Source organism: Olsenella uli, assembly GCF_016899935.1.
GTDB lineage: Bacteria > Actinomycetota > Coriobacteriia > Coriobacteriales > Atopobiaceae > Thermophilibacter > Thermophilibacter uli_B.
Window position 1 is genome coordinate 1 of sequence record NZ_JACJJK010000009.1, and the last position, 13,791, is coordinate 13,791.

The window sequence follows — 13,791 nt, forward strand, 5'->3', positions numbered from 1 at the left end:
AGATGTGTATAAGAGACAGGAGCCCGTCGTTACCCCTGCGCCGGAGCCCGTCGCCGCTCCCGCGCCGGAGCCCGAGCCCGCACCGGCGCCCGCGCCCGCTGCCGCCCCTGTCGCGTTCTGCCCTGAGTGCGGCACGCCCGCAGCCCCCGGCGACAAGTTCTGCATGAACTGCGGGTACCCGCTCAGCTAGCGTCGTGTCTTCGCTGAAGTGATGCGGGGCGGGCTTCCAACCACGGGAGCCCGCCCCGTTTTTATCAGCGAGACAGAAGAACCGCACAGAATGGGCTTCTGGAGAATCTCACCTCTGTGCGGTCTTTCTGTCTCGACGAACGTCCGCTCGTCGTAGTCGCCCGTCTCTCTCGCCGGTTAGTGCTCGGGTATCTTCAGCCTGCGGTATAGCATCCTGAAAGTACGTGAGAGCTGTCCCAAAGTTCCGAGAAAGACAGGTGATGGGCTATGAAACTTCTGAGGGGGGGGGGTTGCCGTCAGCGCCCTTGCGCTGGCAGTAACCCTCATCGCGCCTAACGCGGCACTCGCTGCCGACTACGTTGACGCAAACGGCGCCGCAGGCACCGACGCGGGCGCACAGAGCGCCACCACGGTCACTGAGGCAACGACCACTTGGAATTCAGGTTGGTATGTGGTCGAGAACGACGTGACGATTTCCAGCCGCATTGAGGTCAGCGGCGATGTCAATCTCATCCTCGGTGATGATGCCACGCTGAACGCCACCTCCGGCATTTCCGTAACCGGCACAAACTCGCTTACGATTTTCGCCGAAAGTCCCTCTGGGTCAGGCGAGCTCATCGCAGGTAACGCCGGAAGTGACTACGCAGCTATTGGTGCGGAGCCCGCATGGTCATCGGGAGAAATCACCATCAACGGCGGCTCCATCACCGCTACGGGTGGCCCTCAAGCGGCCGGCATCGGCGGTCGCTCATCTGCTGATATTCGGAGCATCACCATCAACGGGGGCACGGTCAGCGCGACTGGCGGTGAGTATGGTGCCGGCATCGGCGGCGGCAACGGGGGCGATTATCTCGACGAGAGTGTGTCCATAACCATTACTGGCGGAACCGTTGTGGCAACCGCAGGCAGGGGCGGTGCCGGCATCGGTGGCGGTGGTGGCTATTGCGGGGTTCCTACCATCAACATCTCTGGTGGCGTTATAACGGCGACTGGCGGCTTTGGCTCCAACAACGCTGGCGGCGCCGGCATCGGCGGCGGCAGCGCTCACACCATTGAGAATCCCATCAACATCACGGGCGGATTTATCTCGGCTACCCCAGGAGACGGCGCAGAGGCCATCGGTTCAGGCGGTAACGGGGATTCTGCGTCGCTGGTCGAACTTACCGGTGGAACTTTTGCTGGTGCCAGCGCTTCCGTCGCCGATCCCGAGGATACTTCCAACCGAGGCGCAATCCTCGGCGTAAGCGCGCCCGAGGGCTACGCCGTGATCGCCAACCCTGACGGAGACACGTCTGCAACGTATCCCTACGTCGTTGTTCCCTCGGCTACCTCGGCCTCCGGAACCCTTTCCGTCATCGATCCGGACGCCAACCCCGTCTATGACGGCGACTCGATCGAGGCCGATCTGTTTGAGGTTGCCGGCGGAGACGTGGAGTCCTGGCAGTATCGCACCCAGGGGACTGAGGAGTGGACTGACGGCCTGCCGACCGATGCCGGCACGTACGAGGTGCGGGCGCTCGTGTCCCACGTCCCGGGCTACGACGAGACTGAGGGCGTCTTCTACTTCGCGTCCGATCCCGCTGCGACCAACTCGGTGAACATCACCATTGAGCAGGCGGTTCCCGCAATCGTGGTGAACGGGGTGGACATCGTTGCCGACGAGGACAACATCGTCTCTTGTGGCGAGGGCTATGCCACGTACGATCCCGAGAAGAACGTCCTCACGCTCAGCAACGCCGTAATCGACCAGGGTGCCGAGCAGGTCTCGGACGGGACGTGCGGCATCTGGGCTGATCCTGACGCGAACCTGAACATTGTGCTCGAGGGCGACAACACGGTGAAGGGTTCGATCGAGACGAAGTTCCAGAATCAGGAAGCGGACACGACTGGCAACATCACCATCTCAGGCAGCGGAAGCCTCACGGTTGAGGATGACGACTCGGGCTCCACGGCCGTCTACGCTGCGGGCAGCATCGTCATTGACGGCGCGACGGTGAAGATCACCGCTCCCAGCGCGAAGAGCCTTCTGACTCGAGTTGGGTCGATTACCGTTGAGGGTGGCGCGAAGGTCACCGTAACCTCCGGCATGATCGAAACGGTGACGGCGAACACCGATCTTCTCGTCACGGGCGAGGAGACGCTCCTTGACGTCACGGTTAATGCGGACAATAGCCCGAATGCTCTGAATATCAGGGACTGCCTCATCATCGATGATGGGGCGACCGTCAAAAGTATAGGCGACATCACGGCCAACGATGGTCTTACGGTCAGCGGTGGCTCAAGCCTTACCGCAAACCCCACGGGAGGCAGCACGCGCGTTATTTATACCTTCGGGGACGTAATTGTTGAGGAGGGCTCCTCGCTCGAGGCAACTTCCCAAATCCGCGCTGATTCCGCGAGGGTAACGGGAGCGAGCAACCTTGCGGTCACGACCACTCCTACGTCTTATGCCCTGCTCTGCACCTATGGCATCACCGTCGAGGGCTCGACGGTAAACGTGGTTGGCATGGTTGAGAACGGCTACCAACACAATAGTGACGCCGACCTTGTCATCACAGACGGCAGTCGCCTCTCTGTCTCCTCAGATTCGAGCCTGTACAGCATCTTCAGCTGGGGTGACATCAACATCAGCGAGAGCGAGGTCACCTCGTCCTGCACTAACGGCCAGGGAATGCGAGCTGGCGGCGCAGTGAGCATTACCGACTCCACGGTCCTGCTCGAGGGCGGGAAGTTTGGCCTCTACGCCGGTGCCCTCGACCTCGGTGACACCGACTGGTACCAGTGGGGCACCTCGACCACGCAGGCAACGCAGAGCTCCGACGAGGCCTACGCCCTGGACAAGAACGACACCTACCTGCGCATCGAACCTGCGGGCACGACCTACGACGTGACCGTAGACGGCGTCGTGTCCTCCTCCGTGCCCGGCTCCGAGGTCAAGATCTCGGCCGAGCCTTACGATGCCGATGGCCACTTTGTGCGCTGGGAGGCCTCCGACGACGAGACCGCCGCGCTCATTGCCGACCCGTCGAGCCCCGAGACCACCCTCACCGTGCCCGCCGGGGGCGCGACCGTCACCGCCGCCTACGAGCCCCACGTTCTGACGCACCACGAGGGCCAGGCACCCACCTGCACCGACGCCGGCTGGGAGGCCTATGACGAGTGCGCCTGCGGCTACAGCACCTACGAGGAGACCCCCGCAACTGGCCACGACTACGTTGACGGCGTCTGCACCGTCTGCGGTGCGAAGGACCCGGACTACGTCGCCCCCGAGGACCCGGACGAGCCCGTAACCGACCCGGATGAGGAGAAGCCCATCACCAATCCGGACGAGGAGCCCAAGGAGCCGGCGACTAAGCCCGAGCCAGGCGGTGACTCTGCCGTCCTGCCCACCACGGGCGACCCGACGGTTCTTCTCGCCCCCATTGCGGCATCCGGTTCGTTCCTTGCCCTCTCGGGTGCTCTGATTGGTAGGAGGCGCCGTTTCTAGGCAGACTTGTCCGCGCCTTTTGCCCGCCCGGCTCTGGGCCGGGCGGGCCATCAGGAGGATTTCTATGAGAGAGAAAATCGGAGCGCTCGCGGTGTGCGCCTTCGCGGCACTGCTGTTTGCCGCGCCCTCGCCTGCCCACGCGGCAACACGTGGCGAAATTGAAGTCAACGGTATCGACATCGTTAAGGAGGCGGAGGACAACTACGTCCAATGCGGCGACGGCTATGCCAAGTACGACCCCGAGACGGGAGTCCTCACGCTTCACGATGCCGAGCTGACTGAGACGACCGGTTCCTCGACTCGGCGAAACATCTGGGCGGCGGCCGAAACCAATCTCAACATCAAGCTTGAGGGAGATTGTACGGCCAATGCCACGATTAATGCCTCGGGTGAGGGCGAGTCGTTTGGCAACATCACCATTTCGGGTCCCGGCAGTCTGACGATTACTACTGACAATAAGTCTCCTGCCCCCATCGCGGCCTATCATGACGTAGTAATTTGCGACGGTACCACCGTTATTATCGACGCCCCCAATTCTTGGGGCATCCAGTCGCAGAAGGGTTCGGTGACCATTCAAGGTGGGGCTAAGGTCGACGTGACTGCCGGAAAGTCTGAAGCCGTGAAGGCTCAGACCGACATCCTCGTCACGGGCCAGGGTACCGTCCTTGGCGTCGAGACCATCGGTGCCAAGGCAGCCGATTCTTTTGTGATGCACTCGTATGGGAGCACCGCCATTGAGGGTGGGGCTCGCGTCGTTACCACATCCGGTGTGGTTCAGTCCGATGGTAACTTCACGGTCAAGGGAGGCAGCAGCCTCGCGGTGACCTCGGGCTCAGACCTCTATGGCGTTTATTGCAGGGGCGACATCACCATCAGCGGGAGCACGGTCGACTCGACCTGTGCCAACGGCCAGGCGATGCGTGCCGCCGGCGTGGCGAGCATCGCTGATGACTCCGTCGTCCTACTTGAGGGCGGCAAGTGGGCTCTCTACGCCGGAGATGACCTCGATCTCGGCGGCTCCGACTGGTACCAGTGGGGCACCTCGGCCACGCAGACAACGCAGAGCGCCGACGAGCCCTATGCCCTGGACCAGAACGACACCTACCTGCGCATCGAGCCCGCTGGTACGGCCTACGACGTGACCGTCGACGGCGAGACGTCCTCCCACGTGCCCGGCTCCGAGGTCGCCATCTCTGCGGAGCCGTATAACGCCGACGGTCACTTTGCGGGTTGGGCGGTCGAGGGTGGCGACGCCGATGCCCTTCTCGCCGACCCGACGAGCCCCGAGACCACCTTTACGGCACCCGCCGGCGGCGCTACCGTCACGGCGACCTACGAATCGCACGTTCTGACGCACCGCGACGCCCAGGCCCCGACCTGCACCGACGCCGGCTGGGAGGCCTACGACGAGTGCGCCTGCGGCTACAGCACCTACCGGGAGGTCCCGGCCGAGGGCCACGCGTGGGGCGAGCCCGAGTGGGGATGGTCGGAGGACGGCACGGAGTTCGTTGCCACCTTCACTTGTGCGACCGACCCGTCCCACATCGAGGTGCTGACCGCCGAGCCTGCTGAGTCGGTCGAGAAGGAGCCCACCTGCACCGAGCCCGGCACGATGCTCTACGCGGCCACGGTCGAGCTCGACGGCAAGGCGTATCGGGCCGAGGCAACGGCGGAGATCCCCGCGACCGGCCACGACTACGTGGACGGCGTCTGCACCGCCTGCGGCGCGAAGGACCCGGACTACGTCGCACCCCAGGAGCCCTCGAAGCCCGAGAAGGACGCCCCCTCCCTGCCCGCAACGGGCGACGCGAGCGCGTTCTTCTCGCTTGTCCCGGCTCTTGTCGGCGCGTCCGCGCTTGGCCTCGGCGCAGCTGCGAGGCGTCGCAGCTAGCAACCTAACGTCCCGCCCCGCATCTGTGTCACTCGGTCGTCGGTCTTCTGCCGAGACGGAGGATTTGCGGAATTCTGCTCAAAAATTGGGCTCGTTTTCCGCAGATGCTCCGTCTCGGCGCGGAAGCCGTCACGGGGGGCGCATCCCGGGCCGCGCGCCCGCCAAGCGCGCCCTTGCGGCCGCGTCCCCGGTGACGTACACTAACAGCGATTCTTTAAGCCGGTGCGAGACGCCAGCAAGGTCAGGCCCTCCGGGGACGCTCATACACCCTTCTTGACGCTCGCGCCGCACGGTCGGGCGTCTTTTTTCGTGAAGGGAGTCCCATGGAACAGCCCGAGCTCAAGGCCCAGATTATGGACGGCCAGGCAATGGCCCGCGCGCTCACGCGCATCGCGCACGAGATCATCGAGCGCAACGAGGGGGCGGAGGGCATCGCGCTCGTGGGCATCGTGCGCCGCGGCGCCGCGATCGCGCCCCTGCTCGCCGACGAGATCGCCAAGATCGAGGGGAGCCGCCCGCCCGTGGGCTCGCTCGACGTCAGCTTCTACCGCGACGACGTCCGCCGCAAGATCGCGCCGGTGGAGTTTGGCACCGACATTCCCTTCGACGTGGACGGCCGCGACATCATCCTCGTGGACGACGTCCTCTACACCGGGCGCACGATCCGCGCCGCGTTGGACGCCCTCATCGACCTCGGGCGCCCCAAGACCGTCCAGCTCGCCGTCATGGTCGACCGCGGCCACCGCGAGCTCCCCATCCGCGCGGACTACGTGGGCAAGAACGTCCCCTCCTCGCACGAGGAGGACGTCCGCGTGACCATCGCCCCCTACGACGAGACCAATGCGGTCGAGATCTGGACCAAGCCCACCGACTAGCGCACAGGAGGTGCCCCTAGATGCTGTCCGTCAAACACCTGATCGACACGACGAGCCTCACCGCCGACGACATCACGCAGATCCTCGACACGGCGCGCTCGTTCTCCGAGGTCAACAAGCGCGCGATCAAGAAGGTCCCGGCGCTGCGCGGCCGCACGATCGTCAACCTCTTCCTCGAGCCGTCCACGCGCACCAAGAGCTCCTTCGAGCTCGCCGAGAAGCGCCTCTCGGCCGACTCCCTCTCGATGGGCGGGGCCACGAGCTCCGTCGTCAAGGGCGAGAGCCTCGCCGACACGATCGAGACCATCGACGCCATGAACGTCGACATGTTCATCTGCCGCGCCAAGCTCGCCGGCACGCCGCAGAAGATCACCGAGCACACCGACGCCGTCGTCATCAACGCCGGCGACGGCAAGCACCAGCACCCCACGCAGGCGATGCTCGACCTCTACACCATCCGCGAGAACTTCGGCCACCTCGACGGCCTCAAGGTGGCCATCGTGGGCGACCTCTCCCACAGTCGCGTCTGCGGCAGCCTCGTGCCCGCGCTCAAGACGATGGGCGCCGACGTCACGCTCGTGGGCCCGCCCACCTTCCAGGTGGACGACCCGGACTACTACGGCGTCCCGCAGACCGCTGACCTCGACGCCGTCATCCCCGAGATGGACGTCGTCTACATGCTGCGCGTCCAGCTCGAGCGCATGGAGGGCGCGGCCATCCCGTCCCGCCGCGAGTACAACCGCCTCTGGGGCCTGGACATGGCGCGCGTGAACAAGATGAAGCCCGAGGCCATTATCTGCCACCCGGGCCCCATGAACCGCGGCATGGAGATCAACGCCGACGTGGCCGACTGCGCGCGCTCGCGCATCCTCGACCAGGTGAACGCCGGCGTCCTCACGCGCATGGCCGAGATGTACCTGCTTCTGGGAGGAGAGAACAATGGCGTATCTGCTTAGGGGTGCCCACGTCGTCGACCCCCAGGTGGGCCTCGACGACGTCCGTGACGTGCTCATTGACGGCGAGAAGATCGCGGCGGTGGGGGAGGCGCTCGAGGCGCCCGAGGGGGCGTGCGTCATCGACGCCGCCGGCAAGTACCTCGTGCCCGGCCTCGTGGACATGCACGTGCACTTCCGCGACCCCGGCTTCGAGTACAAGGAGACCATCGAGACCGGCTCCCGCGCCGCGGTCCACGGCGGCTTCACCGACGTTGCCACGATGCCCAACACCGACCCGGTGACCGACAACGGCGCCGAGGTCCGCTACCAGATAGACCGTGCGCGCCACGCCGGGTTCTGCCACGTGCGCCCGATCGGCGCGCTCACGGTGGGCGAGAAGGGCCAGACGCTCGCGGAGATCGGCGACATGGTCATGGAGGGCGCGGTCGCCTTCTCCGACGACGGCCACGGCGTCCAGAGCGCCGGCATGATGCGCACCTGCATGGAGTACGTGAGCCAGTTCGACAAGGTCGTCTCGGCCCACTGCGAGATCGAGTCGCTCACCACGCACGGCGTCATCAACGAGGGCCGCGCCTCCACGCGCCTCGGCATGTTCGGGTGGCCGGCGCTGGGCGAGGAGCTTGAGATCTACCGTGACATCGAGCTCTGCCGCATGACCGGCTGCGCCCTGCACATCGCCCACATCTCCACCGAGAAGGGCCTCGAGCTCGTACGCGCCGCCAAGGCCGAGGGCCTGCCCGTCACCTGCGAGGTCACGCCGCACCACCTGTTCCTCTGCGAGGACGACATCACCGACGCCTACGACACCAACCTCAAGATGAACCCGCCGCTGCGCACGGCCTCCGACGCCGCCGCCCTGCGCGCGGGCGTCCTCGACGGCTCGATCGACTGCATCGTGACCGACCACGCCCCGCACGCGCCGCACGAGAAGGACTGCGAGTGGGAGATCGCGTTCTTCGGCATCGTGGGCCTGGAGACGTCGCTGCCGCTCATGCTCACCAACCTCGTGCTCCCCGGCACGATGAGCTGGTCGCGCCTCGTCGAGGTCATGGCTGTGAACCCCCGTGCTTGCCTGCGCCTCCCGGAGGTGCGCGTGGCGGCCGGCTCCACCGCCGACCTCACGCTGATCGACCCAGCCGCCAAGGTCACGGTCACCGAGGACTGGCTCCAGAGCCGCTCGAAGAACTCCGCCTGGCTGGGCCAGACCCTCACCGGCTGCGCCTCCGACGTCTTCGTCGCCGGCCGTCGCACGCTCACCGACGGAGCGCTTACCCCGGTGAGGAGGGGCTTCCGATGAGCGCGGCGGGCCTGGGCGTCCACGAGTTCTCGGTCGTCTCCAACGAGCGCGTCGCCGACGGGCTCATGCGCGTCGTCCTTCTCGCCCCCGAGCTCGCGGGCGAGCTGCGGGCCGGCCAGTTCGTGAACGTCGCCGTGCCCGGCGACGCGAGCCAGATCCTGCGCATCCCGCTGTCCTTCTCGCATGCGGACGCGGACGCGGGGACCGTGGAGATCGTCTACGCCGTCGTGGGCGACGGCACGCGCCGGCTCGCGGCCATGGCGGCGGGGGAGACCTCGACCGCCGTGGGCCCCTGCGGCAACCCCTGGCCGGCCGTCCCGGGCGCCCGTCGCGCCTGCGTGGTGGCCGGCGGCGTGGGCGTGACGCCGGTCGTCGCGTGCGCGCGCATGCTCGCCGCCTCGGGCGTCGCCTTCGACGTCGTGGTGGGCGCGCAGACTGCGGGCAAGCTCTGGGGCACGGACGTCCTGCGCGAGCTTGGCGCCGGCGAGGTCGCCGTCACGACCGACGACGGGTCCGCCGGGCGTCGCGGGTTCACCACCGACGCCCTCGCCGACCTCCTTGCCAAAAACGACTACGACGTTGTCTACACCTGCGGGCCCGAGGTCATGATGGCCGGCGTCGCGCGCCTGTGCCGCGAGGCCGGCGTGGCCTGCCGCGTCTCCATGGAGCGGATGATGTGCTGCGGCTTCGGCGCGTGCGGCACCTGCAACGTGGCCATGGCCGACGGCACCTACAAGTCCTGCTGCAAGGACGGCCCGGTCTTCGACGCCGAGGAGGTGGCGTGGTGATGGCCGAGAAGAGCCTGGACGAGAAGAACGTGAGCATGGCCGTCGACCTCGGAGGCGTGTGGATGCAGAATCCCGTGAACACCGCCTCGGGCACCTTCGCCTTCGGGTCGGTCTTCGAGGACTTCTTCGACGTGTCCCGCCTCGGCGCGATCACGCTCAAGGGATGCTCGGCCGAGCCGTGGCCCGGCAACCCCGCGCCGCGCATGTGCGAGGTGCCCTCCGGCATGATGAACACCGTGGGCCTGGCCAACCCGGGCGTGCGCGGCATGGTGGAGCAGTACGGGGAGTACCTCGCCGGGCTCGAGGGACGCGGCTGCCGCGTGATCGTGCAGGCCGCCGGCCACTCCGTGGAGGAGTACGTGGCGGCCGTCGAGCTCATCGAGGAGCTCTGTCCGTGGGCGAGCGGCGTGGAGCTGAACATCTCCTGCCCCAACATCGCCCGGGGCGGCGCGCTCGTGGGCGGCACGCCCGAGAGCGCCTCCGAGGTCGTGCGCGCGGTGCGCCCGCGCGTGAGGCGGCCGCTCCTCGTCAAGATGGCGCCGGTGCGCGTGCCGGAGATCGCGCGCGCCTGCGAGGCCGAGGGCGCGGACGCCCTCAGCCTCATCAACACGATCAACGGCATGTCCATCGACGTGCGCACCCGCAGAAGCCGCCTCTCCAAGCCGACGGGCGGGGTCTCGGGCCCGGCCATCCACGCCATCGCCGTGCGCATGGTCTGGGAGGCCGCGCAGGCCGTGCGGATCCCCATCAACGGCATGGGCGGCGTCGCGAGCTGGCGCGACGCGGCCGAGATGATCCTCGCGGGTGCCACCTCCGTCACGGTGGGCACCGCCAACTTCTCCGACCCCACCTGCGCGGCCGAGGTCGTGGACGGCCTTACCGCCTGGGTCGCCGAGCAGGGCGTCACGGACATCAACGAGCTGATTGGAGCCTTCGAATGCTGACGTACGAAGAGGCAAGCGACAAGGTCATCATCGCGCTGGACTGCTCGAAGGAGCGCGCCTTCGAGCTGGCGGACATGCTCGCCGGCAAGGCCACGTGGGTCAAGGTGGGCATGACGCTCTTCTACGCGGAGGGCCCCGCCATCGTGGACGCGATGCGCGAGCGCGGCCTGCGCGTGTTTCTCGACCTCAAGGTCCACGACATCCCGTTCCAGGTGCAGGGCGCGGTGCGCGCGGCGTCGCTCACCGGCGCGGACATCCTCTCCATCCATGGCCTGGGCAGCTCCGCGATGATCGCTGCGGCCCGCACGGGCGCGGAGGAGGCGGCCGAGAAGCGCGGCGGCGAGCGCACCCGCCTCGTGGCGATCTCCGTGCTCACGAGCATGGATCAGGCAGCCCTGTCCGAGATCGGCGTGGAGGCGCCGGTCGCCGAGGAGGTGGCGCGCCTCGCGAGCCTGTCCTACGGCGCGGGTGCCGACGGCATCGTGTGCTCGCCGCAGGAGGCGCACCAGATGCGCGCGCTTCTCGGCCCTGACGCCCTCATCGTGACCCCGGGGGTACGTCCGGCGGGCGCCGAGGTGGGCGACCAGAAGCGGATCGCCACGCCGGCCGCCGCAATCGCCGCCGGGGCGTCCAAGCTCGTCATCGGCCGCCCGATCACGGGCGCGGAGGACCCCGTCACTGCCTTCGACGCGATCTGCGCGGAGCTCATGGCGTAGCGCGCGCGAGCGCCGCAGGCGTTTGTGTAGGAATGCTCCCGACCTGCACCTTTGGTGAAGAGGTCTTGCAAAGTGCCCGCTCAACGGGCAAACTAGAGTATCGAGCCGAACGAGGGGTGCCCCCCGGGCTCATTGGTTAGACGATGTTTGGAGGAACACATGGCTCTACCCCAGCTTACCGACGAGCAGCGCAAGGCCGCCCTCGCCAAGGCCGCCCAGGCCCGTCACGAGCGCGCCGAGCTGCGCGAGAAGATTAAGAGCGGCAAGGTCACCCTCGAGTCCGTCCTCGAGTCCGACGACCCCATCGCCAGCCGCATGAAGGTCTCCGCGCTCATCGAGTCGCTTCCCGGCTACGGCAAGGCCAAGGCCGCCAAGATCATGGACGAGCTGGGCATCTCCGCCACCCGTCGCGTCAAGGGCCTGGGCGCCCGCCAGCGCGAGCAGCTCGTCGAGGCCCTCTCCAAGTAGAGTTGGCCAGAAGAGCACGAGTCTTCGTCGTCTCCGGACCGTCAGGCGTGGGCAAGGGCACGCTCGTCGCGCTGCTGCGTGAGCGGATGTCCTGTCTGGGCCTGACGGTCTCTGCGACGACGAGGGAGCCTCGGACCGGGGAGACCGACGGCGTCTCCTATCACTTCATGAGCGACGCCGAGTTCGACCGGCGCCTCGCCGACGGGGAGTTCCTCGAGTGGGCGTGGGTGCACGGGCACCGCTACGGCACGCTCAGGAGCGAGGTCGAGCGCGTCCTGGCGGGCGGCGAGTCCGTGGTCCTGGAGATCGACGTCCAGGGCGGCCTCGCGGTCCGCGCGGCCATGCCGGAGGCCGTGCTCGTCTTCATCGAGCCGCCCAGCATGGAGGAGCTCGAGCGGCGGCTGCGCGGCCGGGGGACCGAGGACGAGGAGCAGGTCCGCCTGCGTCTCGCCAACGCCCGCTCCGAGATGGCCCACGCCGCGGACTACGACGCGCGCGTCGTCAACGACGACCTCGAGCGCGCCTGCTCCGAGCTGGAAGAACTTATTCGCACGTACGAGATGGACGGAGGTCCCTCACACGATGTCCGTGATCAAGCCCGAGATTGACAACCTGCTCGAGAAGACCGAGCACAACCCGTTCCTGCTGTGCTCCATCGCCTCCAAGCGCGCCTGTGACATCAACAACATGGTCCGCGGCCAGCACCTGCGCGTGACGGCCATCCAGGACTTCGACGACATCACCACCGTCGTCTCCGGCAAGGACCCCGTCTCGGTCGCGATGCAGGAGATCGAGGACGGCACCCTCGGCTTCGTCAAGGAGGACTTCGACGAGGACATCAAGGGCGCCAACACGATCGCCCTGTAGGCGCTCCATGACCGAGAGACTCTGCCTGGTCCACTACCACGAGATCGGCCTCAAGGGCAAGAACCGCTCCACCTTCGAGAACCAGCTCGTCACGAACCTCCACCGGGCCCTGCGGGACTTCCCCGTCTCCGCCATCTCCCGCATTTCCGGCTACATCGTCGTGGAGACGGAGGACCGCCACGCCTCCGAGGAGCTCGCCGCCGCGATCAGGCGCGTGCCCGGTGTGGCGCGCGTCTCGCTCGCGTACAAGTGCGGCCTCGACGAGGGGGAGTACCGCGCGGCCGCCGTCCGGGCGCTCGGGGAGGCCGGCGACTTCCGGACCTTCAAGGTGCACGCGCGCCGCTCCTCGACCACCTATCCCGTGCACACGCTCGACATGAACCGCATCGTCGGCGCCGAGCTCTGCGAGGCGTTCCCGGACAAGTTGGTCGACGTCCACCACCCGGACGTCACCGTCGTCGTGCACGTGGTCCAGGGCTCCACCTACGTCTACGCCGCCTCGGCGCCCGGCGTGGGCGGCCTTCCGGTCGGCACGGCCGGCAAGGTCGTGACGCTGCTCTCGAGCGGCTTCGACTCGCCGGTGTCCACCTGGATGGTGGGCCGTCGCGGCGCCATCTGCGTGCCCGTGCACTTCTCGGGCCGCCCCATGACCGCCGACACGAGCGAGTGGCTCTGCCAGGACATCGTCGAGGCGCTTGCGCCGTCCGGCACGATCGGCCGCCTCTACGTGGTCCCGTTCGGCGAGCGCCAGCGGGAGATCTCGCTCGCCGTACCCCAGAGCCTGCGCATCATCATGTACCGGCGCGTGATGCTGCAGGTCGCCGAGAGGATCGCGCAGCTCGAGGGCGCCAAGGCGCTCGTGACCGGCGAGTCGCTCGGCCAGGTGGCCTCGCAGACGCTCGAGAACATCGCCGCCGTCAACGAGGCCGTGACGATGCCCGTCCTGCGGCCGCTCATCGGCTCCGACAAGCAGGAGATCATCGCGCGGGCGCACGAGATCGGCACCTACGACATCTCCTGCCAGACGGCGCCCGACTGCTGCACCCTCTTCATGCCGCGCCGGCCCGAGACGCACGCGCGCATGCGCGAGGTCCTCGCCGCGTGGGAGAGCTTCGACCACGAGGGAATGGTCGCCGACCTCGTCGAGCACGTCGAGTGGCGCGACTTCCCGCAGTGCCCTTCCTATCACGCGCCCAAGGGGACCCTGCGCGACCACCACAGACAACTCGCCGGGGCCTCCCCGGCCGAACGGTAGCGCCCCCGCCGGCAAGCGGCGCGCATACAGTTGCACCTTGCATGAGAGACGTCCCCGA

12 protein-coding genes are annotated in these 13,791 nt (G+C 67.3%); all 12 read left to right on the top strand.

From position 1 onward, the window contains the following. The first annotated feature begins 655 nt into the window (after nt 1-655). The 12 genes from H6A07_RS08230 (at nt 656) to thiI (ending at nt 13,733) form a co-directional block, all read left to right on the top strand. Complete coding sequence (locus H6A07_RS08230; RefSeq protein ID WP_369334321.1) at nt 656-3,676, top strand: hypothetical protein; 3,021 nt, start codon at nt 656-658, stop codon at nt 3,674-3,676. 64 nt (nt 3,677-3,740) lie between these two features. Further along, a complete protein-coding gene (locus H6A07_RS08235; protein ID WP_204814448.1) occupies nt 3,741-5,567 on the top strand; it encodes an InlB B-repeat-containing protein in 1,827 nt (608 codons plus the stop codon). 323 nt (nt 5,568-5,890) lie between these two features. Then, the gene (gene pyrR, locus H6A07_RS08240; protein ID WP_204814449.1) at nt 5,891-6,442 is read left to right on the top strand and encodes a bifunctional pyr operon transcriptional regulator/uracil phosphoribosyltransferase PyrR; all 552 of its coding nucleotides are present in this window, start codon (nt 5,891-5,893) and stop codon (nt 6,440-6,442) included. Between the two features lie 20 nt (nt 6,443-6,462). After that, entirely contained in the window at nt 6,463-7,398 is a 936-nt protein-coding gene (locus H6A07_RS08245; RefSeq protein ID WP_204814450.1) for an aspartate carbamoyltransferase catalytic subunit, read from the top strand. After that, nucleotides 7,382-8,695: a dihydroorotase gene (locus H6A07_RS08250; RefSeq protein ID WP_204814451.1), complete on the top strand. Its 1,314-nt coding sequence runs from the start codon at nt 7,382-7,384 to the stop codon at nt 8,693-8,695. The genes H6A07_RS08245 and H6A07_RS08250 overlap by 17 nt, the downstream gene beginning before the upstream one ends. Next, on the top strand, nt 8,692-9,483 hold the full coding sequence (locus tag H6A07_RS08255; RefSeq protein ID WP_204814452.1) for a dihydroorotate dehydrogenase electron transfer subunit: 792 nt from the start codon (nt 8,692-8,694) through the stop codon (nt 9,481-9,483). Before H6A07_RS08250 ends, H6A07_RS08255 begins: the two co-directional genes overlap by 4 nt. Continuing rightward, nucleotides 9,483-10,427: a dihydroorotate dehydrogenase gene (locus H6A07_RS08260; protein ID WP_239471172.1), complete on the top strand. Its 945-nt coding sequence runs from the start codon at nt 9,483-9,485 to the stop codon at nt 10,425-10,427. Before H6A07_RS08255 ends, H6A07_RS08260 begins: the two co-directional genes overlap by 1 nt. Then, nucleotides 10,421-11,143 carry an orotidine-5'-phosphate decarboxylase gene (pyrF, locus tag H6A07_RS08265; RefSeq protein WP_204814453.1) on the top strand — a complete coding sequence of 241 codons (723 nt, stop codon included), beginning with the start codon at nt 10,421-10,423 and terminating at the stop codon, nt 11,141-11,143. The genes H6A07_RS08260 and pyrF overlap by 7 nt, the downstream gene beginning before the upstream one ends. 159 nt (nt 11,144-11,302) lie before the next feature. Then, complete coding sequence (gene mihF / locus H6A07_RS08270) at nt 11,303-11,611, top strand: integration host factor, actinobacterial type (protein ID WP_204814454.1); 309 nt, start codon at nt 11,303-11,305, stop codon at nt 11,609-11,611. Between the two features lie 2 nt (nt 11,612-11,613). Next, nucleotides 11,614-12,219, top strand: coding sequence for a guanylate kinase (gene gmk, locus H6A07_RS08275; RefSeq protein WP_204814455.1), 606 nt, complete (start codon nt 11,614-11,616; stop codon nt 12,217-12,219). Further along, on the top strand, nt 12,194-12,478 hold the full coding sequence (locus tag H6A07_RS08280) for a DNA-directed RNA polymerase subunit omega (protein WP_204814456.1): 285 nt from the start codon (nt 12,194-12,196) through the stop codon (nt 12,476-12,478). Before gmk ends, H6A07_RS08280 begins: the two co-directional genes overlap by 26 nt. 7 nt (nt 12,479-12,485) lie before the next feature. Then, entirely contained in the window at nt 12,486-13,733 is a 1,248-nt protein-coding gene (thiI, locus tag H6A07_RS08285; protein WP_204814457.1) for a tRNA uracil 4-sulfurtransferase ThiI, read from the top strand. Nucleotides 13,734-13,791 lie beyond the last annotated feature (58 nt).